Annotated in this window: 19 protein-coding genes and 1 pseudogene; 11 read left to right on the top strand and 9 right to left on the bottom strand. The window is 64.6% G+C overall.

Annotated features, from left to right (window positions below; translation table 11 throughout):
- The 4 genes from DFR34_RS12055 to DFR34_RS12040 all read right to left on the bottom strand — a co-directional run.
- On the bottom strand, positions 1-2,553 hold a 2,553-nt coding region (locus tag DFR34_RS12055), incomplete at its 3' end, for a tetratricopeptide repeat protein (RefSeq protein ID WP_158281810.1).
- A gap of 128 nt (positions 2,554-2,681) precedes the next feature.
- Positions 2,682-4,124, bottom strand: coding sequence for a metalloprotease TldD (gene tldD, locus DFR34_RS12050; protein ID WP_110391409.1), 1,443 nt, complete (start codon positions 4,122-4,124; stop codon positions 2,682-2,684).
- Between the two features lie 497 nt (positions 4,125-4,621).
- On the bottom strand, positions 4,622-5,431 hold the full coding sequence (locus tag DFR34_RS12045) for a carbon-nitrogen hydrolase family protein (protein WP_110391408.1): 810 nt from the start codon (positions 5,429-5,431) through the stop codon (positions 4,622-4,624).
- A gap of 3 nt (positions 5,432-5,434) precedes the next feature.
- Positions 5,435-9,277 carry a YhdP family protein gene (locus tag DFR34_RS12040; protein WP_158281809.1) on the bottom strand — a complete coding sequence of 1,281 codons (3,843 nt, stop codon included), beginning with the start codon at positions 9,275-9,277 and terminating at the stop codon, positions 5,435-5,437.
- 89 nt (positions 9,278-9,366) lie between these two features.
- On the opposite strand from DFR34_RS12040, the gene glnE reads away from it, so the two are divergent.
- The gene (gene glnE / locus DFR34_RS12035; RefSeq protein WP_110391406.1) at positions 9,367-12,057 is read left to right on the top strand and encodes a bifunctional [glutamate--ammonia ligase]-adenylyl-L-tyrosine phosphorylase/[glutamate--ammonia-ligase] adenylyltransferase; all 2,691 of its coding nucleotides are present in this window, start codon (positions 9,367-9,369) and stop codon (positions 12,055-12,057) included.
- 81 nt (positions 12,058-12,138) lie between these two features.
- Here glnE and DFR34_RS12030 read toward each other — a convergent pair whose 3' ends face one another.
- Both DFR34_RS12030 and DFR34_RS12025 read right to left on the bottom strand, forming a co-directional pair.
- Positions 12,139-12,909: a sulfite exporter TauE/SafE family protein gene (locus DFR34_RS12030; RefSeq protein ID WP_110391405.1), complete on the bottom strand. Its 771-nt coding sequence runs from the start codon at positions 12,907-12,909 to the stop codon at positions 12,139-12,141.
- 142 nt (positions 12,910-13,051) lie between these two features.
- Positions 13,052-13,750, bottom strand: a complete 699-nt coding sequence (locus tag DFR34_RS12025) for a Crp/Fnr family transcriptional regulator (RefSeq protein WP_158281808.1) — start codon at positions 13,748-13,750, stop codon at positions 13,052-13,054.
- A gap of 143 nt (positions 13,751-13,893) precedes the next feature.
- Between DFR34_RS12025 and DFR34_RS17635 the strand changes: the two genes are divergently transcribed.
- Positions 13,894-14,424, top strand: a complete 531-nt coding sequence (locus DFR34_RS17635) for an Mpo1 family 2-hydroxy fatty acid dioxygenase (RefSeq protein ID WP_110391403.1) — start codon at positions 13,894-13,896, stop codon at positions 14,422-14,424.
- Positions 14,425-14,467: 43 nt separating this feature from the next.
- Here the strand turns inward: DFR34_RS17635 and DFR34_RS17630 are convergent.
- Positions 14,468-14,665, bottom strand: a pseudogene (locus tag DFR34_RS17630) (GIY-YIG nuclease family protein); the annotation flags it as partial.
- A 4-nt stretch (positions 14,666-14,669) separates the two neighbouring features.
- Complete coding sequence (gene xseA, locus DFR34_RS12010; RefSeq protein ID WP_110391402.1) at positions 14,670-16,019, bottom strand: exodeoxyribonuclease VII large subunit; 1,350 nt, start codon at positions 16,017-16,019, stop codon at positions 14,670-14,672.
- 378 nt (positions 16,020-16,397) lie between these two features.
- Here xseA and DFR34_RS12005 point away from each other — a divergent pair, with 378 nt between their 5' ends.
- The 9 genes from DFR34_RS12005 (at position 16,398) to DFR34_RS11965 (ending at position 24,453) form a co-directional block, all read left to right on the top strand.
- Positions 16,398-17,003 (top strand): MotA/TolQ/ExbB proton channel family protein, encoded by a 606-nt coding sequence (locus DFR34_RS12005; RefSeq protein ID WP_110391401.1) that lies wholly within the window; start codon positions 16,398-16,400, stop codon positions 17,001-17,003.
- Between the two features lie 10 nt (positions 17,004-17,013).
- Positions 17,014-17,427 (top strand): ExbD/TolR family protein, encoded by a 414-nt coding sequence (locus DFR34_RS12000; protein ID WP_110391400.1) that lies wholly within the window; start codon positions 17,014-17,016, stop codon positions 17,425-17,427.
- 228 nt (positions 17,428-17,655) lie between these two features.
- Complete coding sequence (gene lpxK / locus DFR34_RS11995; protein ID WP_110391399.1) at positions 17,656-18,696, top strand: tetraacyldisaccharide 4'-kinase; 1,041 nt, start codon at positions 17,656-17,658, stop codon at positions 18,694-18,696.
- On the top strand, positions 18,677-18,865 hold the full coding sequence (locus DFR34_RS11990; RefSeq protein ID WP_110391398.1) for a Trm112 family protein: 189 nt from the start codon (positions 18,677-18,679) through the stop codon (positions 18,863-18,865). Before lpxK ends, DFR34_RS11990 begins: the two co-directional genes overlap by 20 nt.
- The gene (gene kdsB, locus DFR34_RS11985) at positions 18,858-19,616 is read left to right on the top strand and encodes a 3-deoxy-manno-octulosonate cytidylyltransferase (protein ID WP_110391397.1); all 759 of its coding nucleotides are present in this window, start codon (positions 18,858-18,860) and stop codon (positions 19,614-19,616) included. Before DFR34_RS11990 ends, kdsB begins: the two co-directional genes overlap by 8 nt.
- A gap of 42 nt (positions 19,617-19,658) precedes the next feature.
- Positions 19,659-20,315, top strand: coding sequence for an adenylate kinase (gene adk, locus DFR34_RS11980; RefSeq protein WP_110391396.1), 657 nt, complete (start codon positions 19,659-19,661; stop codon positions 20,313-20,315).
- A 99-nt stretch (positions 20,316-20,414) separates the two neighbouring features.
- Positions 20,415-21,674 (top strand): 6-phosphofructokinase, encoded by a 1,260-nt coding sequence (locus tag DFR34_RS11975; protein WP_110391395.1) that lies wholly within the window; start codon positions 20,415-20,417, stop codon positions 21,672-21,674.
- Between the two features lie 583 nt (positions 21,675-22,257).
- A complete protein-coding gene (locus tag DFR34_RS11970) occupies positions 22,258-23,874 on the top strand; it encodes a methyl-accepting chemotaxis protein (RefSeq protein ID WP_110391394.1) in 1,617 nt (538 codons plus the stop codon).
- Between the two features lie 60 nt (positions 23,875-23,934).
- The gene (locus DFR34_RS11965) at positions 23,935-24,453 is read left to right on the top strand and encodes a GNAT family N-acetyltransferase (RefSeq protein ID WP_110391393.1); all 519 of its coding nucleotides are present in this window, start codon (positions 23,935-23,937) and stop codon (positions 24,451-24,453) included.
- A 168-nt stretch (positions 24,454-24,621) separates the two neighbouring features.
- Here DFR34_RS11965 and DFR34_RS11960 read toward each other — a convergent pair whose 3' ends face one another.
- Complete coding sequence (locus DFR34_RS11960; protein ID WP_110391392.1) at positions 24,622-25,800, bottom strand: acetyl-CoA C-acyltransferase family protein; 1,179 nt, start codon at positions 25,798-25,800, stop codon at positions 24,622-24,624.
- Positions 25,801-25,969 lie beyond the last annotated feature (169 nt).

Here is a 25,969-nt window from a genome sequence, read left to right as displayed (position 1 = left end):
ATTGGCCAGATTGCTCAGCGACCCAGCCAGATACGCTTGGAACACCTCAGGCCGTTGCGCGGCCAGTTGGCGGTAAAGTTCGACCGCCTCTTGCGCGCTCTCGCACGCCGCCTCGTGCTGACCCAGGTCGCTGAGCATGGCGGCCAGATTGTTCAACGACATGGCCAGATCCGCTTGGAACACCTCAGGCCGTTGCGCAGCAAGCTGACGGCGAAGTTCGACCGCCTCTTGCGCCCTCTCGCACGCCGCCTCGTACTGGCCCAGGTCGCTGAGCCTGTTGGCCAGATTGTTCAGCGACATGGCCAAATCAACTTGGAACACCTCAGGCCGCTGCACAGCAAGCTGGCGGTATCGCTCAACCGCCTCTTGCGCCCTCTCGCACGCCACCTCGCGCTGGCCCAGGTCGCTGAGCCTGTTGGCCAGATTGCTCAGCGACCCAGCCAGATACGCTTGGAACACCTCAGGCCGTTGCGCGGCCAGTTGGCGGTAAAGTTCGACCGCCTCTTGCGCCCTCTCGCACGCCGCCTCGTGCTGGCCCAGAGCGCTGAGCCTGGCGGCCAGATTGTTCAACGACATGGCCAGATCCGCTTGGAACACCTCAGGCCGTTGCGCAGCAAGCTGACGGCGAAGTTCGACCGCCTCTTGCGCCCTCGCGCACGCCGCCTCGTACTGGCCCAGGTCGCTGAGCCTGTTGGCCAGATTGTTCAGCGACATGGCCAAATCCGCTTGGAACACCTCAGGCCGTTGCGCAGCAAGCTGGCGGTATCGCTCAACCGCCTCTTGCGCCCTCTCACACGCCGCCTCGTGCTGGCCCAGAGCGCTGAGCCTGTTGGCCAGATTGTTCAGCGACATGGCCAGATCCGCTTGGAACACCTCAGGCCGTTGCGTAGCAAGCTGGCGGTATCGCTCAACCGCCTCTTGCGCCCTCTCACACGCCGCCTGGTGCTGACCCAGGTCGCTGAGCCTATTGGCCAGAGTGTTCAGCGACCCAGCCAGATCCGCTTGGAACACCTCAGGCCGTTGCGCAGCCAGCTGGCGGTATCGCTCAACCGCCTCTTGCGCCCTCTCGCACGCCATCTCTTGATCACCTGCGTAAATCAATGCCACTGCCAGATTATTTGCCCGGCTGGCTCGCTTGGCCGGCGATGCTGTCTGGGCATAGGCATACAGCTTGCGGGCAATGCTCAGATTAAACGCCCGCAACGTCACGCTTTCCATCGGCAAGGCGGCATCCAATGTCTCCAGCGCTGCTTCATCCTCTGCCAGCGCATCCCCTAGCGCCTCCAGCCAGGCCAGGCCCTGCGCCAGTTTTTTCTCTGCGTTTTTTTCAGCGGCTTGCTGAAAATCCAGCACGCAGCGCACCAGGCTTTCGATCACCGCCGGCCCGGCCTGCTGATGGCAACGCAGCACGGCGTGTTCACCGCGTTGCAAATGATTGAGGGTGAAGGCTTCCGCAATCAGGTCGGGCAGGATGGGGGCGATGCCGCCTTGCCCATCGGGCCAGGCTTCGGTGAGCAGGTCGGCCAGTGCGCCAGCATCGCCGCCGCTGGGGCGACGCAGGGCGGTTTTTTCGGCGTCGGCGTAAAGCTCAAAAGTCTCGCGCGGCATGCCCTGCGCCAGGCACACGCCGGCCATCAGGTGGCACAGCAGACTCTCGTCCACTTGCCAGGACTTGGCCAATTTGCTCAGGCGCTGCTGTTCTTCGCTGGCGATGGTGTTGGCCAGGTCGGTGCGGCCCAGGGTGAGCGCGTGGGCGCAGCCGTGTTTGCCCATGGTCAGGGCCGCCATCATCAGGAACAGCGGGTCGCCGCCCCAGCTTAATTCCATCAGCTTTTGTGTAAAGCCGGGGTCGTTCTCCGGCAAGCTCATCTCGGCAGGCAGCATGGCCTTGAGCAGGGCGATCCGGTCGGCCAGCGTGGTCAAGGCAGATAAGTGGATGGGTTCTGTTGGGTCAAGCCCTTCGCGGCGGCGCAGGCCATGCCAATCTTTGCTGAACAGTTCGGCAAACCAGCCGTTATCGGTGTCGGCGTGGCGCTCCAGCAGCAGAATGCGCAGCGGGTGGGCCGCAGGGCTGGGCTGGTCGGTCAGTTCATCCAGCCAATGCGCCAGCTCGGCATGGCGTTGGGCGGCGTAGTCCACCACGATCAGCGTGGGGCGCTGCCAGCCCCAGGCGCTGAGGTTGTGTTGCTGGCCAAAGCGTTGCAGCTCGCGGCTGCTGACAAAACCGGCATCCCAGCCTTGTGCAGCAGCTTGTTCGCACAGTTCCAGCGCCAGCCGGGTTTTGCCGGCGCCGCCAGAGGCAATGATCACCCGCCAGCCCAGCGGCTGTGGGTGTTGCAGCCAGGCGTGCAGGCTGGCCAGCTCGCTGTCGCGGCCCAGCAAGGGGGTAAAGCAGCTGTAGGGGGAGAGTTGCTGGATGTCGAGGCGAGGTGGGCGGCTGGCTTGGTAGCGGGTGAGCGTCAGGCAGGGGCGGCCCAGCTGGATGTTGATATGGTCGCCCTCGGCCTGGATGATCAGATTATGGTTGCCGTGGATTTGGCTGGTTTGTAGCATGGTGGGCTGATCCAATTCATGCGAAATGATTCAAGCCACTGTAAAACACTTACATGATGACGGCAAGCGCTTCTCCGCCAGACGCGGGCGGCTGCCGCCGCCCTGCGCGCATCTGGCAAAACCCCCGCTTACGCCGTCCCCCCCACCGTCAACCCGCCATCAATCCGCAAGGTGGGCTGGCCGACCCCCACCGGCACGCTTTGGCCTTCTTTTCCGCAGGTGCCGATGCCGGTGTCCAGTTTCATGTCGTTGCCGATCATGCTCACGTAGTTGAGCACGTCCGGGCCGTTGCCGATCAGGGTGGCGCCTTTTACCGGGTAGGCGAGTTTGCCGTTTTCGATTTTCCAGGCTTCGCTGGCGGAAAAAACAAACTTGCCGCTGGTGATGTCCACCTGGCCGCCGCCAAAGTTGACGGCGTACAGGCCGTCTTTGACCGAGGCGATGATTTCTTCCTGGCTGTGCGCGCCGCCTTGCATATAGGTGTTGGTCATGCGCGGCATGGGGATGTGGGCGTAGCTTTCGCGCCGGCCGTTGCCGGTGGGGGCCACGCCCATCAGGCGGGCGTTCATGGCGTCCTGCATATAGCCTTTGAGAATGCCGTCTTCAATCAGCGTGGTGCATTGCGTGGCGTTGCCTTCGTCGTCGATCGACAGCGAGCCGCGCCGGTCGGGCAGGGTGCCGTCGTCCCGCACGGTCACGCCGGGGGCGGCCACGCGCTGACCCACTTTGCCGGCAAACGCCGAGCTGCCCTTGCGGTTGAAGTCGCCTTCCAGGCCGTGGCCGATGGCTTCGTGCAGCAGAATGCCCGGCCAGCCATTACCCAGCACCACGGTCATGGCGCCAGCCGGGGCGGGGCGGGCTTCCAGGTTGACCAGGGCTTGATCCACCGCCTGACGGGCGTAGCTTTCCAGCACGGCGTCGGTAAAGTAGCTGAAATCATAACGCCCGCCGCCGCCGGCGCTGCCTTGCTCGCGGCGGCCGTGCTGCTCGGCAATCACCGTCACCGACAGGCGCACCAGCGGACGGATATCCGCCGCGCGCACGCCGTCGTGGCGGGCGATGTACACCACATCCCACTCCGCCGCCAGGCTGGCCATCACCTGCACCACCCGCGGATCGCGCGCGCGGGCCAGGCGTTCGAGTTTTTCCAGAGTGGCCACCTTGGCGGCGGCGTCCAGGCTGGCAATCGGGTCGGCATGCAAATACAAACCACGCCCGCCCACCACCTGCGGACTCGCCGCCCGGCCCTGACCGCCAACCGCTGCAATCGCCCGCACCGCCCCCGCCGCCCGGCGCAAAGCCGGCAGCGAGATTTCATCGGAATAAGCAAACGCGGTTTTATCACCCGCCACCGCCCGCACACCCACGCCCTGGTCGATGTGAAAACTGCCGGACTTGACGATACCCTCGTCCAGGCTCCAGCCCTCACCTCGGGTGTACTGAAAATATAAATCGGCGTAATCCACCTGATGGGTGAGCATATCCGCCAACACCCCACCCAAGGCGGACTCATCCAAGCCGGCAGGGGCCAATAACAAGGCGTCAGTCTGGAGCAGGAGATCAGAGTTCATACACGGTATCCTTAAAATATCCTTGAGTGACGCAAAAACGGCAAAAATAAAGGGCCACGCCCAGCACACCGCTGGCGCACAACAAGCCCGATAAAATCAACAAATACAGGATTCCCACCAACGCGAGAATAATGGGGTTTTCAGCATGTATAGAGCGTCTCTATTAGAGCCGCTCTTAAACCAACCAACAAACCGTCGCGCTTAGCCGGGTTCGGGGCCCCATAAAGCCCGCTGAGCATCGCAGCCAGCCCGGGGGCAGTCCGGCCCGGCTAAGCGACGCCGCAGGCGGCGCGCCATTCCGGGACGGCCCGGGCTGGCGAGAAGCGCAAGGCACCACCGGCGCCGCAGGCGGCGGACAGGCGGGCGTCCTGGGGTCGCCTTTCTTTGCATCCTTTCTTTGGCGAAGCAAAGAAAGGATGTCGGCAAGCGGGACGAACTCCCGCCCAAAACAGGTCCCAGCACATCTGCGCGCCAGCGCAGCCCGTCATCTAAGCAGCCTAAAACACCCGATGCGCCAACGCCGGCAAACGCGTGCGTACCGACGCCAACTGCCGCCTATCCAACTGCGCCAACACCACCCCCTCGCCCTGCGCCTGCTCCGCCACAATCACCCCCCACGGATCAATCACCATACTATGCCCATGCGTGGCGCGGCCGCTGGCGTGCACCCCACCCTGGCCACTGGCAATCACAAAACACTGGTTTTCAATCGCGCGCGCGCGCAGCAGCGGCTCCCAATGCGCCTGGCCCGTGATGGCGGTAAACGCCGCCGGCAAGATAATGATGTCCGGCTCACCCATGGCGCGAAACAGCTCGGGAAAGCGCAAGTCATAACACACGGATAAACCCATGCGCCCAAGCGGGGTATCCACCGCAACAATCTCTTTGCCTGGGGTAATGGTGTCCGCCTCGCAATAACGCTCGCCCAACCCAGAAAAGCCAAAGAGGTGGATTTTGTCATAGCGCGCCGCTGCCTGGCCATCCGGGCCATACAACACGCAGCTGTTGTACACCTTGTCCGGCTCGGGGGCCTCCAGCGGCAGGGTGCCGCCCACCAGCCACAGCTGATGGCGGCGGGCCATATCGGCCAGCGCGCGCTGGATGGGGCCATCGCCCCAGGGCTCGCGCGCCTTCACCTTATCGGTGTCGTTCAGCCCCATCAGGGCAAAATACTCGGGCAACACCACCAGTTGCGCGCCAGCGTCGGCGGCCTGCGCCACCAGGCGGGCGGCGGTGGCCAGGTTGCTGGGCACGTCCGGGGCGGACACCATTTGAATGCTGGCAACGGTCAGGGTGGAAGCGGTCATGGTTCAGGGTTTCTCGCGGGGTGCGTCACCGCCAAAGCGGTCGAGTTTGCGGATATCCGGCGTGGCAAGGCTGCCGGTGATTTCGTAATCATAGGCAAATAGCTTGCCAACCGGGTCTTGCAGCACTTTTTGCGCGGCCAGCGCCGCCACGCCCAGCACGGGGTTGAGCAGCGCGGCGCCTGCCAGCGCCACCCCTTCCGACAGGTGCGGCTCGACGGTGACACGCAATTGCTGGCGATCACGGCCCAGATCGGCATGGCCGCGCAGGCTGACATCGGCGGCCGGGCCGGTCATTTTCATGTCGTTGAGGGTGAATACGCCATTGTCCACATTCACTTTGCCGGTCAGCGCATTAAAAGCAAAGCCCTCGCTGAAGATGTCATGAAAATCCAGCTGAAAGCGCCGGGGCAGCGATTGCAGGCTGATCACCCCCAGCAGGCGGCCCATGCCGGGGTTGATCTTGGCAAATTGGCCGTTTTCGGCGCGCAGGCTGAGGTCACCACGCAGCGAGGACAATACCGGGCTGAGCACGCCACCCTGCCATTGCAGCGCGCCTTGTGCGGTCAGCCGGCCACGGCGCAGGGTGTCGGGGTAGCCAAAGCGCGCCAGCAGGCCACCCAGATCCTGACTGTCAAACTGGCCGCGCAGGGCGGTGACGCCTTCGCGGCCGTCGCGCTGCCACATGCCGGTCAGGCGGGCGCGGCCTTCCGGGCCGCTCCACCATAGCTGATCCAGTTGCCAGCCATTATTGCGTGGCTGCATGGCCAGTTGCAGATGGCCCAGCGGCTGTTGCTGATAACTGAGCGCATCTACCGTGATGTCCAGCGCCGGCAGGTTGGCGGCCTGGCGGCCCAGGCTGGTGTCGTTTGGCTCGTTGGCGCTGCTGCTCAGCGGCAGGTTCAGCCGCGATAGCTTGGCGCTGAGTTTATGCGCACCGGCTTGCCAGTGCAGGTTGCCGGCCAGCTCTTGCGCACTGACCTGGCCTTCCCAATCGCCATGGCTGGATTGCAGCTGCGCCTTGACCTGATGCAGCACACGGCCCTGGGCCAGCAGTTGCCGGGTGTCCAGCGCCACGCTCAATGTCGGCCAGGCACCGTCGGCGTCGCCGCTGCCCAGGCTGAGCCAGGGGTCAAGCTCAAAACGCTCGTCCTGCACCGCCACCGCCACGCCGCCGCGCGCCGGCAGGGCCGGCAAGGAGGCATGCGCCCCCAGACGCAGCGCACCGCGCTGGATTTCGCCCGAGTCAGCCAGGGCAAACTGGCCTTGCAGCGTCTGGCCCACTTTGACGCCCAGGCGCAGGCCGCCGCGCGCCTCTGGGGCCAAATCCAGCCGCAGGGGCAAGGTGTCGGCGGCTTGCTTGGCCAGGGGCATTGGCAGTTGGCTGCTGACTCCGCGCAAAGAGGATTCCAGCCATAGCGCGTCCAGGTCGCGGCTGATGTGAAATTCGCCGCGATACTCGCTTTGCCCGTTAAGGTGTGGCGCCAGCCAGGGCAGGTATTGCCGGGCGGCGGCGCGCATATCGGCGTGGCCGTTCAGGCCAAATCGCATGCGCCCCTGCGGCTCGCGGGCAATGCGCAACTGACCGGCGCCACCCAGTGCGGTAAAGCGCAGGCCGTCGCTGTCGGCGCCGGTTTCACTAAAGCGCAGCACGCCAGACACCTCGCTCAAGGGCGGCACCGCATAACCCACCAGGCGCACGCCATTGCGCTGAAACTGATATTCACCGCTCACCTGGGTGGCATCGGCATGCGCCAGCGGAATATCCAGCTTGAGCTTGAGCGCACCCGCGCCCTGGGTTTGTGCGGCGCGGGTCAGCCCGCCCAGCACGCGGTCGATGGGGGTGGCGCGCAGATACTGCAAAAATGCCTGGGTGGGCCCGCTGGCCTGGCCGTCGATCTGCAAATGGCTGCTGCTGTGTTCAATGTCCGGCAGGACGCCATTGACGTTAAACAGCCGCGCACCCATCACCTGGCCGCTGGCGTTGGCGATTTCCATGCGGTTGCGGATAAAGCGCAGCTCGCCGCTGATGTTCTCCAGCGCCGGCCAGCCCGGCGCATAGGCCAGGGTCACGCCGTCGGCGCGGGTGTGCACTTCAAAATTGCCCTTGCTGGCGTCGGCAAACGGAAAATGATCCAGGTCGCCGCGCAGCAGCAGCCGCGCGCCGTCGGCGTGGCCGCGCCGCAGCGCCTGGGTGAGCCAGTTGCGGGTGTCGTGGTCGATGCTCAGCGGCAAATAGGCCGGCACGCGGTTGGCCGGTGCGCGGCCCAGCGTGGCCTGAATGTCCACCAGGCCGGCGTGGCCGGGCACATAGCGGTAGCGGCCAGACAATTCGCCGCTGACGTCGGCGTTGGCAAAACGAATCTTGCCCAGATCCACCGCCACGCCCTGCGCCTCGCGCGTCCAGTTGACTCGGGCGTTGAGGTCGGCAAATTGCAGCGGGGCGATAAACACGCCAGGCAGGGTGACGCTGGCGGCGCCCTGGTTGCGCAGGTTCAGCTCGCCCCGGCTTTCGTCAAAGTTGAGCTCGCCGCTCATGCCGGTGACCGAGGGCAGCACGCCCGAGCCCTGCCAACCCAGCTGACGAAAAGCGCCCGACACCTGATAGCGGCTGGGGGCGACAATATCGCCGCGCCAGCCCACCTGGACTTTTTCCACAAAACCGGTGGGCGCCAGCGCCTTCCAGGCGGCGTTTTGCTCCAGCGGCAAATGGCGCAGCAGCGGCTTGATGGCGGCCAGGTCCACTTGCGACAGCGTCAGCTTGCCGTGGCCGTTGGCGCCGTCTTTCCATTCGCCCTGAATATCGGCGTGATTGAAGATGGCGGCGTTTTCCGCCACCGCGAGCAAATCCTGCGCCGCCAGCGTCCACACCCCGTCGCGGGTCTGCGCCAGCGCCAGCTTGCCCGACAACACCGGCACGCGCACGGCGGCTTCGCTGGGGTTCAGCCGCAGCAGCACATTGCGCAGCGACAGTTGCGCGTTCAGCGCCTCGATGCGTGGGCCGTCAAAGTTCAGCTCGACGCTGCTCTGGCCTTCGCCCTGCGGCAGCACCCGGCTGCTGTTGAAGTTCAGGTAGTTTTCCCAGGCGGACAAGCGCACGCCGCCCACGTCCAGCCGCACGCGGCCGCGCCAGGTTTTCCAGTCGGCCAGCCGGTCGCCGCGCCAGTCCATGGCAAGGGCAAAGCTGGACAGCCAATCGCTGGGCGGGCGGGCGCCAATGGCCAGGCTGTGGCTGAACAGACCGCGCCGCAGCACCACCCGGCCATCGGTCAGGGTCAATTCGGCCAGACCGGCAAACTCGTCGCGCCAGTGCAGGGTGGCCTGGTCAATGCTGACTTCGCTTTGGCGCAGCAGCCAATCCAGCAGCGCAGTGTCGCCGCTGCCCTGGGTGAGGTCGATGTCGTTGATCAGGATGGCGCCGCGTGCGTCGCGGCGGATGTGAATCACCGGGCCAGACAGGGCAATCCGGCTAAAACGCGGCTCCAGCCGCCACAGCGAGCTCAGCGACGGAGCCAGCTCCAGCTTGGCAAAGCGTTGCGTAGCGCCGCTGTGCGGCTGGCTGACGCTGACGCCGCGCACAAACAGCACCAGATGGCCATGCCGCCAGCCGCCGCCCAGTTGCGCGATACTGACCTGCTGGCCGGTGGCACGCGACAGGGCATCGGCCAGCGCCGGTTTGTAGTCGCCCAGGCGCGGCAGCAGCCAAAACTGAATGGCGCAGGCCAGCGCCGCCAGCAGCAAGGCAGCGGACACAATCAGCCATAAGGCGGCGCGAAGGGCGCGGCGCACGGCCGGGCGCTGGCGCCAGGCCAGCAGTCGAGCGGAGATCAGGCGGGGGAAAACGTTCAAAACAGGCGTCCGCTCAGGATATGATAGGGAAATTCACCCAGTGAAATGCCGGCTGGCCCTGCGCCAGCACTTTCAGAAATGGTCATTATATGTCACTCAGCCCCGTTCATGCGCTGTCCGCCGCCCAGGCGCACAGCCACTACCTGACCCGCCTGTTCGCCGCCGACCCGGCCCTGGCCGAGCGCATCGCCGTTGAGGCCGCCGAGCCGTTTTCGCTGCGCCACATGCAAGAGGGCTTTGCCAGCCTGCCCGCCGACAGCGAAGAGGCGCTCAAGCGCAATCTGCGCAAGCTGCGTCAGCGCATGATGGCGCACCTGATCACCCGTGACATTGGCCGGCTGGCCGATCTCAACGAAGTGGTTTCGACCATCAGCCAGTTTGCCGAGTTCTGCGTGACCACGGCGCTGGCGCATGTGCAGCCGCTGTTGGCGCACTTTGGCCAGCCCATCGGCGAAGACAGCGGCCAGCCGCAATCGCTGATTGTGGTGGGCATGGGCAAGCTGGGCGGCGGCGAGCTGAATGTCAGCTCGGACATCGACCTGATTTTTATCTACCCGGAAGACGGCCAAACCGAGGGCGGAACCCGCCATATCAGCAACCATGAATACTTCACCCTGCTGGGCAAAAAGCTGATCGCCGCCTTGTCCGAGCCCACCGGCGACGGCTTTGTGTTTCGCGTGGACATGCGCCTGCGCCCCTATGGCGATTCCGGCCCGCTGGTGATGAGCTTTGCCGCGCTGGAAAACTACCTGCTCAGCCAGGGCCGCGAGTGGGAGCGCTACGCCTGGATCAAGGGCAAGGCGCTGTGCGGCGACGCCGAGGGGCTGAATGCGCTGATCCGGCCATTTGTGTACCGCAAATATCTGGATTACAACGCCTACGGCGCCATGCGCGAGCTGTACGCGCAAATTCAGCGCGAAGTGGCGCGCCGCGAGCTGACCGACAACGTCAAGCTGGGCGCTGGCGGCATCCGCGAAGTGGAGTTCATCGCCCAGGTGTTTCAGCTGATTCGCGGCGGTCGGGAAAAAAGCCTGCAAGTGCGCAGCACCCGCGAGGCGATGGCGCGGCTGGCTGAGCTCAAGCTGCTGGAGCCAGAAACCGTCAGCGAGCTGCTGGAGGCCTACACCTTTTTGCGCGACGTCGAGCACCGCCTGCAATACCTGGACGACCAGCAAACGCAAACCCTGCCGGCCGGCGTCGAGGCGCGCCAGCGGGTGGCTGGCAGCATGGGCTTTGCCGATTGGGATGGCTTTGTGAGCGCGCTCAACCGCCAGCGCCAGCGGGTCAACCGGCATTTTCAGCAGGTGTTTCTGCTGCCCACCGAGCAACACGGCGGCCACCCGCTGGCCAGCCTGTGGCTGGACGTGGGCGAGGCGCCCGAGGCGGTGGTCGAGCGGTTGGCCTCGCAGGGCTTTCAGGATGCGCCAGCGGTGGCGCACCAGCTGTCCACCCTGGCGCGCAGCCAGCGCTACCTGCAACTGCCCGCCGCCACGCGCAAGCGCTTTGACGCGCTGATGCCGCCCTTGATTGAAGTCTCCGCCCAGTGCGGCAACCCGGATGTGACGCTGGCGCACATCATCAACCTGATGGAAGCCATCAGCCGCCGCGCGCCGTATCTGGCGCTGCTGGCGGAATACCCGCAAACCCTGCGCCGGCTGGTCACGCTGTATTCGTCCAGCCCGTGGGTGTCCAGCTACCTCACCCGCCACCCGATCCTGCTGGACGAACTGCTGGACGCGCGCGAGCTGTACGCCGAGCCAGACTGGCCGGCGCTGGCCGCCCAGCTGGAGCAGCAAATGGCCGAGTGCGGCAGCGATGTGGAAGCCAAGATGGACACCCTGCGCCATGTGCAGCACGCCCAGCAGTTTCGCCTGGTGGCGCAGGACCTGGCCGGCATGTGGCCGCTGGAAGCCTTGTCTGACCAGCTCTCGCAACTGGCCGACATGATTCTGGACGCCACCCTGCGCCACGCCTGGCAGGACGTGGCCAAGCGCCACGCCGACACCCCGCGCTTTGCCATCATTGGCTATGGCAAGCTGGGCGGCAAAGAGCTGGGCTATGTGTCTGATCTGGATGTGATTTTTTTATACGAAGACGAACACCCGGACGCCGCCGACGGCTACGCCCGGCTGGCGCGCAAGCTGTCGGCGTGGATCACCAGCGCCACCCCGGCCGGCATTCTGTACGACCTGGATTTGCGCCTGCGCCCGAATGGCCAATCCGGTCTGCTGGTGAGCACCGTCGAAGCCTTCCGCCAGTATCAGGCGCGCGACGCCTGGCTGTGGGAACACCAGGCGCTGACCCGCGCCCGCTTTGTGGCGGGCGACGCGGCGATTGGCGACGCCTTTGAAAAAGTGCGCTTTGAGGTGCTGTCGCAACCGCGCGACCTGGCCGCGCTGCGCCAGGAAGTGCTGGCCATGCGCGCGCGCATGCTGGAAACCCACCCGGCGCAGCCAGACAAACTCAAGCACGCGCGCGGCGGCATTATTGATCTGGAGTTCATCGTCCAGTACCTGGTGCTGGCCTACAGCCACTACCACCCGGAACTCACCGGCAATATCGGCAATATCGCCCTGCTGCACCTGGCCGCCAACGCCGGGCTGATCGAGCACGACCAGGCCGAAGCCTGCCAGGCGGCGTACCGCCACTACCGCCGCCTGCAACACGCCCAGCGGCTGAACGAGCACAATAGCGTGGAAGTGGACGACGTGCTGCGCCGCCACTACGCCGACGTGCAGGCGCTGTGGGAGGCGGTGTTTGGCCAGCCAGACGTGGTGTGACCAGCAAAAGCACACCCCCGCCGCCATGGATGGCGTGCGGGGGGCGCAATGCAGCTTCAGTTCAGTGGGTGGGGCGGAAACTCAGAACACCAGCTTGGCGCCGATCATCGCCATCATCACCGCCAGCGCCGGGCGCAGCCATTGCTCGGCCACGCGGCGGGTCATGTGGCTGCCCAGCCAGATGCCCGGCAGCGAGCCCATCAGCAGCTGCGCCAACAGGCCGTAATCCATATGTCCCATGCTGGCGTGCCCCAGACCGGCCACCAGGGTCAGCGGCACGGCATGGGCAATCTCGGTGCCCACCAGCCGGGCAATCGGCAGCAGCGGATACAGGGCAAAGATGGCCAGGGTGCCCAGCGCGCCCGCGCCAATCGAGCTTAAGGTGACAATCACGCCCAGCACCACCCCGGTCAGCACGGTGGCTTTCACCGGCAGCACGCCCTCCGGGCGCGGCGGCATCATGCGGGCCAGTTGGCGCAAAATCCACGGTTTGAACAAAATGGCGATGGCGGTCAGCATCAAGGCCACGCCCAGCATCAACTTGATCAGCCGCTCGATGTGCTGGGTTTCCAGGTGCAGGCCATGCAGCGCCAGCACGGTGAGCAGCGCCGCCGGCATGCTGCCCAGCGCCAGCCAGCCGGTGATGCGCCAGTCGATCTGCTTATGCTGGTGATGCACCCAAACCCCGCCCATCTTGGTGATACAGGCGTACAGCAGGTCGGTGCCCACGGCGGTGGCGGGGTTGATGCCAAACCACAGCAAAATCGGCGTCATCAGCGAACCGCCGCCCACCCCGGTCAGACCGACCACAAATCCGACCACCAGGCCGGCCACCACAAAACCCCATTCCACGGCGTTCTCGCTTCATGCAGATCAAACAAGTCTGCATGCTAGCCCACTGCGGTATAACTTTTTAGACGTTTTGAATCGTAGTTAATTCCAAATTAAACTAATAGACAAACTGGACGGGCGGGTGTGCAGGTGTGTGGCGCCGCTAGCCCTCGCTCTCGCGCGCCAGCCCCGCCGCATCCCGCACGGTAATCACCCCGCGTCCCAGCTGAATCAAACCCAGCTCGGCCAGTTGCCCAAGCATGGCGTTGCAGCTTTGCCGACTCAGCCCCACCGCGCTGGCCAGCGCTTCCTGGCTCAGCCGCAGGCTGGGCGCGCCATCGGCCAGCAGCAACAGGCGCTGGGCGACGCGGGCGCGTGAGGACAGCAAGGTGTGCTGCTCCAGTCCATTCATCAGCTTGCGGGTTTTGCCGGCCAGCAAGAGGCCGATGTCGCGCCATACGGCGGGCTCGGCGTCCAGCCAGGCCAGCAGCGCGCGCTGGGGCGTGTGCCACAGCAGGCAGGGCTCGTCGGCCCAGGCGTCGTGGCTGCGCGGGCCATGATCAAACAGCGCCAGCTCGCCAAACCACTGCCCGGCGCCCAGCCGCGACAGCAGCGCAGCCTTGCCCAGCGCATTGCTGGCGCCAATCAGCACACTGCCGGCCAGCACGCCATACAAGCCATCCGCCGCATCGCCACGCAAAAACAAGCAGCCGCCAGCCGGCAGCAGGCGCGGGCGGCCCAGCGCGCGCAAGCCGGCCTGGGCGCGCTCGGGCAGGCCGGCAAACCAGGGGTCGCGCTCCAGCAGGGTGGGCGCGGTGCTTGTGTCGGGGTTTTGACAGAAGTCGGCGGCAGAGCGGGGCATGATGTCTCCACGCGCCAAGCAGCGCGGCATTGACTGAGCGGCTCACCCGCCTGGCGTGACCTTGCCGTGCGACACGGCCAGGATCGCCGCGCCAGCTTTGGTGAGCGAGAGTTAAAAATATATTGCGACACGAGGCCAACACCATGAAACCGCTGACCCGCCATCTCGTCAACTACGCGCATTACCACCGCGACCCGCGCAATATCCGCACGCACTTTGTCGGCATCCCGATGATTGTCGTCGCCGTGGCCTGCCTGCTGGCGCTATTGCCCCTGCCTTTGCCCGGCGGGCTGACCCCCGCTCATTTAGTCACCCTGGCGGTGATCGGCTTTTATTTTTGGCTGGACCTGGCGCTGGGGGCAGCCATGGCGCTGGCCATGCTGGCGGCGCTGACGCTGGGCAGCAGCCTGGCGGCCGGGCCGCACGGCTGGCAATGCGGCGCGGGTTTGTTTGCGCTGGGCTGGGTGATCCAGTTTATCGGCCATGTGTTCGAGGGGCGCAAGCCGGCGTTTGTCGACGACCTCACCGGGCTGGTGATCGGCCCCTTGTTTGTGGTGGCGGAATGGCTGTTTGCCTGCGGCCTGCTGCGCGCCCTGCAAGCCGATATTGAGCGGGAAGCCGGGCCGGTGCGTCTGCGCCCGCATGCGGCTGGGGCAGTTGGCCGCCACAGCTGAGCAGCCAGGCGCGTTTGTCCGCCGCGCGCATGGCTTTCACCGCGCGCTCGGCGGACAGCGCCTCGCCCTTGCTGGCGAACTCCACCACCAGCGCCAGTTGCTGCGGCGGAAAGCTGCGGGTGTAGCGCGCGCCCTTGCCGGCCAGATGCGCCGCCCAGCGGCGGGCCACATCTGGCGTGACGCCGGTGTACAGCCCGCCGCCCTGACAGGCCAGCACATACAAAAACCAGGGCCGCGCCATCGGCTTATAAATCCAGCTGGCGCTGGCCGCCGTCCGGGTGGCGAATCTCGGCCTGGGTGACGCCGTCGGCCAGGCGCAGGGTGACGCGCTCGTTTTGCTTGAGCGCATCCGGGCTGCGCACTGCCTGGCCTTTGCGGTTTTCCACGATGGCGTAGCCGCGTTGCAGCACCGCCTGCGGATTCAGTGCGCTCAGCCGGTCGGCCAGGTGCTGCTGATGCAGCGCGGCTTGCGCCAGCTGCCGGCGCATGGCCTGACGCAGGCGCTCGGCCAGCGCGTCCAGACCGGCTTGCGCGGCGGCAGCTTGCGGGCGCGAACGGGCGTGACGCTCGGCCAGCCGCTCCAGCCGCCAGCCGGCCTGCTGCACGGCGCTGCGCGCCAGGCTGGCAAGCCGGGCTTGATCGCGCTGGAGCAATTGCGCTTGCTGGCGCAGGCGCTGGCCGGGGTGGGTAAGCCGGGCGGATAAGGCGTCCAGCGCCTGCATGCGGCTGTGCAGCAGGCGCTGCATGGCGCGGCGCAAGCGCTGCTCGCGCTGCGCCAGCTCGGCCAGCAAGGCCTGGCGGTCCGGGCACACCTGCTCGGCTGCGCCGGTGGGGGTGGGCGCGCGCAGGTCGGCGACAAAATCGGCAATGGTGAAGTCGGTTTCGTGCCCCACGCCGCTGATGGTGGGAATCGGGCAGGCGGCCAGCGCGCGGGCGACGGCTTCGTCGTTAAACGCCCATAAGTCCTCAATGCTGCCGCCGCCGCGACAGACAATCAGCACGTCCACTTCCTGGCGCAGCGCCGCCTGGGTGATGGCGGCGACAATCTGCGCCGGCGCCGCCTCGCCCTGCACCAGGGTGGGGTAGAGCACCAATTGCGCCGATGGCATGCGCCGACGCAGCGTGCTGACCACGTCGCGCAGCGCCGCGCCGGACGGTGAGGAGACAATGCCGATGCGGCGCGGAAACGCCGGCAGCGGCCGCTTGCGCGCGGAGTCGAACAGCCCTTCTTCGCCCAGTTGGCGCTTGAGCCGCTCGAAGGCTTCAAACAGCCGGCCTAAGCCGGCTTCGCGCATGCGGTCGAGCTGGATTTGATAATCGCCGCGCGCTTCATATAAAGACACCTGGCCAAACGCCTCAACTTGCACGCCCTCGCGCAAACGAAACGGCAGGCCGGCCACCCGACCGCGAAACATCACCGCGCGAATCTGGCCGCCTTTGTCTTTCAGCGAAAAATACGCATGCCCGCTGGCGGCCACGGTGAGGTTGGAAATCTCGCCGCTGACCCACAAGGGCGGCAGGCCGCGCTCCAGCAGGCCGCGCGCCAGGCGGTTGAGTTCGCTGACCGAAACCAGCTCGGGTAAAACGTCTTGCATGGGTGGTTTTCCTGGCTTGTCAAGTCATCCACACCTCTTGGCCTTGTGGGTATTCTGTCAAGAGGGTTTGTCATGAAAGCGCAATTATTTTTTAAGTGTTTGTTTTTTATAGACTTAGCCAGCCTGCCCAGCAAATGGGCAATCCAGAAAAAAGCCTTGCCTGACTAGGGGTTTGCCGGTTCACTCAAGGTTTGTCCACATGGTTATCCACAGTTTGTGTGGATGAATGCAAAAAACCGTGACAAACCATGGTCTTAAGTAAAATTACCCAGAAAACACCGAGAAAATCCCCCTGGTGGCGGTCAGATGTCTTGCCGCAGCTGACGCCTTCGCGTAGAGTTTAAAGATTGTACTGTCTACGCATAAAAGGGGTCTTGCGTGTTGTCGATCATCGAAGCGGCCGGCTGGCCGATCTGGACCATCATTCTGGCTTCCGTGGTATCGCTGGCGATCATTTTCGAGCGCTTCTACAGCCTGCGGCAAAGCCTGGTGGCGCCGGCGGGCCTGCTGGAAGACGTGCTCAACCGCAGCCAGGCAGGCGACACCCGCGCATTGTACGAGCAATTGGTCAATGGCGCGCCGCTGGCGCGCATCCTGGCCGCCGGCCTGAAAAACCAGCGCGCCAGCCGCGAAGTAATGAAAGAAGCCATCGAAGAAGCCGGCCGCGTGGTGGCCCACGAGCTGGAGCGCTTTCTGACCACGCTGGGCACCATCGCCGCCATGGCCCCGCTGCTGGGCCTGCTGGGCACCGTGGTGGGCATGATCGAGCTGTTTGGCGCCAGCAGCCCCACCGGCACCAACCCGCAGCAACTGGCGCATGGCATCTCGGTGGCGCTGTACAACACCGCCTTTGGCCTGGTGGTGGCGATTCCCAGCATGATCTTCTACCGCCATTTCCGCGCCAAGGTGGACGCCCTGCTGGTGAGCATGGAACAACAGGCCATCCATCTGGTGGACGTGGTCCACGGCGACCGCGACCGTTAAGGAGAGCGGCATGAACTTCAGCCGAGGCCGCAAGCGCGAAGAGCCGGAAATCAATTTTATTCCGCTGATTGACCTGTTGCTGGTGATCTTGATCTTTTTGATGGTCACCACGACTTACAATCGCTTTGCCGAACTCAAGATCAACCTGCCCACCGCCAGCGCCGACGCCCCGCAGGAAAAACCGCTGGAAATCCGCGTGGCGGTGAACCCGGCCGGCGAATACCTGGTGAATCAGCAGCCCGTGGCCGCCAACGCCCTGGGCGACGCGCTCAAGGCCGCCGCTGGCGGCCAGGCCGACCCCAGCGTGGTGATTCAAGCCGACGGCAAGGCGCCGCACCAGGCGGTGGTGACCGTGATGGAAGCCGCCCGCCAGGCCAGCCTGAGCAAGCTGACCTTCGCCACCCAGGCGCCGGCCGCCCAATAAGCGCCGCTCACAAAACCCCCTGGCGTTGTGGTGTGACCTTGCCGTACTTGTTGCACTGTCTGCACACGCCTAGCCAGGGGCGCTTCGCTGAGTTTTGTGAGCGACTCTAAGCGCGGCTGACCAAACCCTCTGGCGGCATATGCACTGCGCGGCAGTGCTCGCCAGCCCGCACACCAGGCGGCCAGCGGCTGCTTGGTGCGGCGGCGGCGCCGCCTTCTGATCCCGACCATGTCTGACTCCCCTTCGACTTTTGCCGAGCGTCTGCAAGCCTTCTGGCATGGCCGCCGCGACCCGTGGCTGGCGCTTTGGACCCTTCCGTTGTCCTGGCTGTTTGCCGCGCTGGCTGGCCTGCGACGCGCCGCGTTTGCCTGCGGCCTGCTGCGCCGTGAGCGCCTGCCGGTTCCGGTGGTGGTGGTGGGCAATATCCACGTTGGCGGCGCCGGCAAAACCCCGCTGACCCTGGCCTTGCTGGCCGAGCTGCGCGCCGCCGGCCTGCACCCCGGCGTGATCAGCCGGGGCTATGGCGGCGCGGCGCGCCAGGCGCAGGCGGTGCATGCCCACGACGACCCGGCTCAAGTCGGCGACGAACCCTTGCTGTACGCCCAGGCTGGCTTTGCCGTGGCGATTGGCCGCCGACGCAGCGAGGCCGGGCGCGCGCTGCTGGCCGCTCACCCCGAGGTGAATGTCATCCTGGCCGACGATGGCCTGCAACACTACGCGCTGGCGCGCGACATCGAGCTGGCGGTGGTGGACGGCGGGCGCGGCTTTGGCACGGGCCGCCTGCTGCCGGCCGGGCCCTTGCGCGAGCCCGTCAGCCGGCTGGCGCGGGTGGACGCGGTGGTGGTGAATGGCGACGCGGCGCCGCCCGACTTGCCGGCGCATCCGCGCTGCTTTCATATGCGTTTGCAGCCTGGCGCGCTCTACCAGCTCAGCCAGCCGGCCAGGCGCTGCGCGCCAGCGGATTTACCTGGCCGGGTGGTGGCGCTGGCCGGCATTGGCCACCCGCAACGCTTTTTCGACACGCTGCGCCAGCAGGGGCTGACGCCCGCGCGCTGCCTGGCGTTTGCCGACCACCACGCCTTTACCGCCGCTGACTTGCCCGCCGACGCCGACGCCGTGGTGATCACCAGCAAGGACGCAGTCAAATGGCAAGCGCTCGATAATGGTAAACTCTGGGTTTTGCCAGTCACCGCCCAGCTGGACGCCGGGTTGGTGAGCTGGCTGGTTTCTACGCTGAAAGAACTGCGCCATGGACAGCAAGCTGCTTGAAATTCTCGTCTGCCCGGTCTGCAAAGGCCCGCTGGTGTTTGACAAGTCCGCCCAGGAACTGATCTGCAAGGCCGATCGCCTGGCTTTTCCGGTTCGCGACGGCATTCCGATGATGCTGGAAAGCGAAGCGCGCGAACTGCCCGCCGACGAAGAGGTGCGCGGTGGCTGAGTTTCGCGTGGTGATTCCGGCGCGGCTGCATTCCACCCGCCTGCCGGACAAACCGCTGGCCGACATCGCCGGCCTGCCGATGGTGGTGCGCGTGGCGCAGCAGGCGGCCAAAAGCGGCGCCGCCGAAGTGGTGGTGGCCACCGACCACGCCCGCATCCTGCAAGCCTGCGCCGAGCATGGCGTGGCCGCGCGGCTGACCAGCGCCGATCATCCGTCCGGCACCGACCGCCTGGCGGAAATGGCTGATTTGCTGGCGCTGGCCGATGATGACATCGTGGTGAATGTGCAAGGCGACGAACCGCTGATCGACCCGGCGCTGATCGACCGCCTGGCCGCGCTGATGGCCGCCAGTGAAGCGCCGATGGCCACGCTGGCGCATCCCATCCATGATGCGGCGGACATGTTTAATCCGAATATTGTCAAAGTGACGCTTGACCGGCGCGGTCATGCGCTTTACTTTAGTCGGGCTCCGATTCCCTACGCCCGCGACGCGTTTGCCCACCGAACCGACGCGCTGCCGCCAGAGCTACCCGTTCTGCGCCATATCGGGATGTATGCCTACCGCGCCGGCTTTCTGCGTCACTACCGTGAACTGGCGCCGTCCGCGCTGGAAGCCATCGAAGCGCTGGAACAGCTCCGTGTCTTGTGGCACGGCCACGCCATTGCTGTGGGCGTGGTCGAGCAGGCGCCGCCGGGTGGGGTTGACACCCCCGAAGACCTGGCCCGCGTGCGCGCCCTGTTTCACCCATAACCATAACGACCGCCAAAAACCTACAAGTGGAGTCTCACTCAAATGAAACTGATTCTGTTGGGCGCACCGGGCGCCGGCAAGGGCACCCAGGCCAACTTCATCAAAGATAAATTCGGCATTCCGCAAATCTCCACCGGCGACATGCTGCGCGCCGCCGTGAAGGCCGGCACCCCGCTGGGCCTGGAAGCCAAAAAAATCATGGATGCCGGCGGCCTGGTGTCGGATGAAATCATCATCGGCCTGGTCAAAGACCGCATCGCCCAGCCCGACTGCGCCAACGGCTTTCTGTTTGACGGTTTTCCGCGCACCCTGCCGCAAGCCGACGCCATGCAGGCGGCTGGCGTGACCATCGACTACGTGGTGGAAATCGACGTGCCGGACAGCGAAATCGTCGAGCGCATGTCCGGCCGCCGCGTGCACGTGGCCTCTGGCCGCACCTACCACGTCAAGTTCAACCCGCCCAAGGTGGAAGGCGTGGACGATGAAACCGGCGAGCCGCTGATCCAGCGCGACGACGACAGCGAAGCCACTGTGCTCAAGCGCCTGGCCGTGTACCACGAGCAAACCGAAGTGCTGGTGGGCTACTACTCGAAGATGGCCGCCAGCGGCGACGCCAGCGCGCCGAAATACGTCAAGGTGCCGGGCGTGGGCTCGGTGGACGGCATTCGCGACGCCGTGTTCCGCGCACTGGGCGCCTGATCCTCGATCCCTGCTCAGGTAAAACGCCCCGGATGGCTACGGCCCGCCGGGGCGTTTTTGTTTTACACTGGCACCATCACACCTGCTCGGGAGCGTGCCATGCGCTGCAAGAACGCTTTTTATGCCCAATCCGGTGGCGTCACCGCCGTGATCAATGCCTCGGCAGCCGGGGTGATCGAAACCGCCCGTCAGCACCCTACGCGCATCGGAACGGTATACGCCGGGCGCAACGGCATTCTGGGCGCGCTGGATGAAGACCTGATTGACACCCGCCACGAGTCCGCTGCTGACATCGCTGCCCTGCGCCACACCCCCGGCGGGGCGTTTGGCTCCTGTCGCTACAAGCTGCAAGATCTGCAACAGCATCGGGCGGAATATCAGCGTCTGATCGAAGTGTTCAAGGCACATGACATTGGCTACTTTTTTTATAATGGCGGGGGTGATTCTGCCGATACCTGCCTGAAAGTGGCCCAACTGTCTGCGGCACTGGGCTACCCGATCCAGGCCATCCATATCCCCAAGACCGTAGACAACGACCTGCCCATCACCGATTGCTGTCCGGGCTTTGGCTCAGTCGCCAAATACGTAGCCACTTCAATTCGTGAGGCGGGCTACGATGTGGCGTCCATGGCCAAGACCTCCACCAAGGTGTTTATCCTGGAAGTCATGGGCCGCCATGCTGGCTGGATCACCGCCGCCTGTGGCCTGGCCAGTGAAGCCGAAGGCGAGCCGCCGCATTTGTTGCTGTTTCCGGAAATTCCGTTTGAGCCCAAGCCGTTTCTGGATCAAGTGGATGCCTGCGTACAGCGCCACGGCTATTGCGTGGTGGCTGTGTCAGAAGGCATTCGCCAGGCCGATGGCCGCTTTATTGCCGAAAGCGGGCTGACCGATGCCTTTGGCCATGCCCAGCTGGGCGGCGTGGCGCCGGTGCTGGCCAATCTGGTCAAGAGCGCATTGGGTTATAAATACCATTGGGCCGTGGCCGATTATTTGCAACGCGCGGCCCGCCATCTGGCTTCGGCAGTGGATGTCGAGCAGGCCTGGGCACTGGGCGCGCGAGCCGTGGAATTGGCGCTGGCCGGTCATGGCGGGGTGATGCCGACCATCGTGCGTCTCAGCGATGTGCCTTACCAATGGACGCTGGGGATGGCGGCACTGGAAGACGTGGCCAATGTGGAAAAATTCATGCCAAAGGAATTCATCAGTGCCGAAGGATTTCACATCACTGACGCTTGCCGACGCTACCTGGCGCCGCTGATTCAGGGCGAGGCCTGGCCTCCGTTTGTCAATGGCTTGCCACACTATGTGCGCCTGCAAAATCGCGCAGTCCCCCGCCAGTTGCCGCCGTTTTCTCATTGAAAGCAGGCCGTCACCCAGCCTGCCATGTGGCCGGAACGGCAGGATGCGGGCGAGGTTGTCGCAGTGCACAGGGCCATGCCGATTTGCCACTGTTGCATGTCCCCCACAATATCCCAGGCTGACATATTATTTTGCTATATGTTGAGGCAGAAACAATTGCTTCACATTTGATGTCAATTAAGTAAATCTACCAAAAATCTTTGCCTGGCATAGCTTGTGTCATTCAGCTTAATTTAAGCTTGGCTCGTGATACTCTTAAAAAATCCCACCGCATCGTGCAGGGCACCCCATCGCTGCCACAACAAAAAAACCTGCGTTCATTCATCAACTTGGCTAAAGTACAATTTCAATTGTCATTTTTTGATCGACCTTTGGGTTTTTCGGCATACGGGGAGGTTTCCTGACAGATGGTGCTCGCCCTGGCGGGAAATACACCTTTTGCTGGCAGGGGAATATCGCAGGATTTCTGCTCACAGTCCGTCAGGCATCGGCGTATACTGTTGAACTTTTGTTTATTACTTATAAAGCATGCTCGGCCAGGCCGCATCGGCACGGCGCATGCGCAGCAGGAACTCACGCATCCATGAAAAATCTGTCTGTTCGCACACAGTTGCTGACCCTGGTTGTTCTGGCGGTGGTCGGCTTTCTGACCTTGGGTGGCATGGTGCTGCGCTCGGAATATCAGGCGCTGCGCGCCGCCAGTATCGGCAAGCTGACCTGGCTGACCGAAAGCACCTTGCGCATCATCACCCACTACGAAGACGCCGCCAGCCAAGGCAAGCTCAGCGAAGCCGAGGCACAGGCGCGCGCCAAAACGGCAGTGATGGCTGCCCGCTATGGCAAGGATGGCTATTTTTTCATCTTTGACGCCCAGATGAACTACGTTGGCCACCCGATCAAGCCCGCCTTGGACGGCACCAGCGTCTACAAGCTCAAAGATGCCAAGGGGCGCAATCTGGGCGAGCTGTTTGCTCAGGCACTGGCCAATGGCAGCGGCCTGGCGGCGTATGACTGGGTCAAGCCGGGCGACAGCGAAGAAAGCGAAAAAATCTCCAAGGTGCTGGCCAGCCCGCGCTGGAAATGGGCAGTGGGCACTGGTCAGCATATCGACGACGTCAATCGGGAAATCCTGCAGTCGGCCATCAGCCTGCTGGTCATCGTCGGTTTTGGCACCCTGACACTGGTGGTTATCGGTTTGCTGATTGCCCGCAATATTGTCCGCCAGTTGGGTGGCGAGCCCGCCTATGCGGCTCAAGTGGTTGCCAGCATTGCCGCCGGCAACCTCAATACTCCGGTTCAGCACGACAACCAGGGCTTGCTCGCAGCCATCGCCGGCATGCAGCAGCAATTGCGCACCATGGTCAGTCAGGTGGCCGATCAGGCGCACCGGCTGATGAATATGTCACAAGGGCTGTCCGGCCATGTGGGTCAGCTGTCGCAATCGGCCAGCCAGCAAAGTGAATCCGCTTCGTCAATGGCGGCATCGGTAGAAGAAATGACCGTCAGCATCAACGAAATCGCCAGCCACGCCGGTCAGGCGCGGGAAGTCAGTCAGCAGGCCGGTGTGCAGTCGCGCGAAAGCGGCCGTGTGGTACGCCGCGCGGCAGAAGAAATGGCCAAGATTCATGATTCGGTCGAAGCCGCTTCGCATACCCTGACCACACTGGTGGACGATGTATCTGGCATCAGCTCGATTGTTGGCGTGATCCGCGATGTGGCCGACCAGACCAATCTCTTGGCGCTGAATGCTGCCATTGAAGCCGCGCGCGCCGGCGAACAGGGGCGTGGTTTTGCCGTGGTGGCCGATGAAGTACGCAAGCTGGCCGAACGCACCAGCCAGGCCACTGGCGAAATCACCGACAAGATCAGCCGCATCCAGCAATTGTCTGGCCAGTCGCGCCAGAGCATGGATGCCGCTGTCGAGCAGATGGGCGCCGGCGTGGCATTGGCGCGCGAAGGTGGTACGGCCATTGCCGTGATCGAAGGACGCACTGACGAAGTGGTCAGCACGGTCAACGATATTTCGCTGGCGCTCAAAGAGCAAAGCCTGGCCAGCAACGACATTGCCCTGCGCATCGAACACATTGCCCAGAGTGCCAGCGACAACGCCGCCGCCGTGGATGCCGCCGCCCAGGCCAGCCACGATATGCACACGGTGGCCGCCAACCTGCAAACCTCGGTGCGCGGTTTTCAGACATAAGTCCCGGCCTGATGGCCTGTACGGCGCCACCGCAGGGTGGCGCCAGGATGCCTTGAGAAGATGTGTGATCCCCTGAGCTTGCCCACCCTGCCCGCCGCCCTGGACGCGCAGGGTGTGCGTTTGCGTGCCCGTCAGTCGGGCGACCAACTGGCGGTAGACCAGCTATATCAGCAATGGCGCATCGAACAATTCATCGTCGGCGGCCTGCCGCTGGCGGATTGCCAGCAACTGGCCAGCCAGCAATGCCGCGCACAGCGCCAGCATTACCGGCTGCTGGAGGGCCCACTGGCCTGGGGAGTGGTGGAACAGCATGGGCAGTGTGTCGGTCGCTTATACCTGCAACAACATGGTGACGACCTGCACATCCTGGATATCCTGCTGCAACCGGCCAGCCGCAACCACGGCCTGGGCAGCGCGCTGCTGACCGCCTGCCACGCGCACGCCGCCGCGCTGGGTTGCACGCAGCTCAGCCTGTTGGTGGAACTGAACAACCCGCGCGCCCTGCTGCTGTATCAACGCCTGGGTTTTGTGCTGACCGGGGTAAACGGTGTGCACGGCCAGATGGTGTGGCCGGTGTAAAAAGCGCTCACACAATGCGCCTGGCGTTGTGGCGTGACCTTGCCGTGTCTGCACACGCCCAGCCAGGATCGCTTCGCTGCATTGTGTTCGCGCTTCTCGGCGCCTCATGCACAACGCCCCCGCCGGCATCACCGGACGGGGGCGCGTGATTTTCAGCGCAGCGGGGGATTACAGGCGTTCAAACACCACGGCAATGCCCTGGCCGCCGCCGATGCACATGGTCACCAGCGCGTAGCGGCCTTGCACGCGGTGCAGCTCGTGCAGCGCCTTGGTGGCGATCAGCGCGCCCGAGCAGCCCACCGGGTGGCCCAGGGCAATGGCGCCGCCGTTGACGTTGGTCTTGCTCAGATCCAGCTCCAGGCCCTTGGCCACGGCCAGCGCCTGCGAGGCAAACGCCTCGTTGGATTCGATCACGTCGATCTGGTCCAGGCTCAGGCCGGCTTTTTTCAGCGCCAGCTTGGTGGCCGGGATCGGGCCTTCGCCCATCACATCATTGGGCACACCGGCCACGGCGTACGACACCAGGCGCGCCATCGGCTTGTAGCCGGAATTGGCGGCGGCGGCGGCGTCGGCCAGCACCAGGAAGGCGGCGCCATCGTTCAGGCCCGAGGCGTTGCCGGCGGTGACGGTGCCGTCTTTCTTGAACGCCGGCTTCATGGCGGCCAGCGACTCCAGCGTGGTGGCGCGCGGGTGTTCGTCGGTGTCGAACACGGTTTCGCCCTTGCGGCTCTTCAGCACGATGGGCACGATCTGGCCGGCAAAGCGGCCTTCGGCGATGGCTTTGGCGGCGCGCTGTTGCGATTCCAGCGCAAAGGCGTCCTGCTCGTCGCGGCTGATGCCCCACTTGCTGGCCAGGTTTTCCGCGGTGATGCCCATATGGCCCACGCCAAACGGATCGGTCAGGGTGTCCACCATCATGTCGATGGCCGGAGTGTTGCCCATGCGCGCGCCGCTGCGCAGCGCCGGCAGCATGTACGCGCCGCGCGACATCACTTCCACGCCGCCGCCAATGCCGTATTCGCAATCGCCCAGCATGATGCTTTGCGCGGTGCTGACCACGGCTTGCAGGCCGGACGAGCACAGACGGTTCACCGCCATCGCCACCGATTCCATCGGCAGGCCGGCCTGGATCGAGGCCACGCGGGCCACGTAAGCAAAGCGCGACTCGGTGGGGATGCAGTTGCCCACGGTCACGTAGTTGATCGACTGGGCGTCCACGCCAGAACGGGCGATGGCTTCTTTCATCACGCGGCCCGCCAGATCGGACGGCTCCAGGCCAGCCAGCGAACCATTGAACGTGCCCACAGCCGAGCGCACGGCGCTCAACACCACAACATCTTTTGTCATTGTATCTATTCCTCTATTTTTTCATGGCCGCCGGCAAGGGCGGCGGCATGCCTGCGATGGGGCCGACGCGGGATGCGCACATGGACTATGCTGCACCGCAACATCAAGCCGGTGGGCACTTTACCATCACTTGCGCCACAGGCAAAGTGTCACACCGCCATCCGGCCAA

The sequence above is a fragment of the Rivihabitans pingtungensis genome (genome assembly GCF_003201855.1).
GTDB lineage: Bacteria > Pseudomonadota > Gammaproteobacteria > Burkholderiales > Aquaspirillaceae > Rivihabitans > Rivihabitans pingtungensis.
The sequence above is the reverse complement of the archived record's forward strand: the minus strand, read 5'-3'. Positions and strand labels throughout refer to the sequence as shown.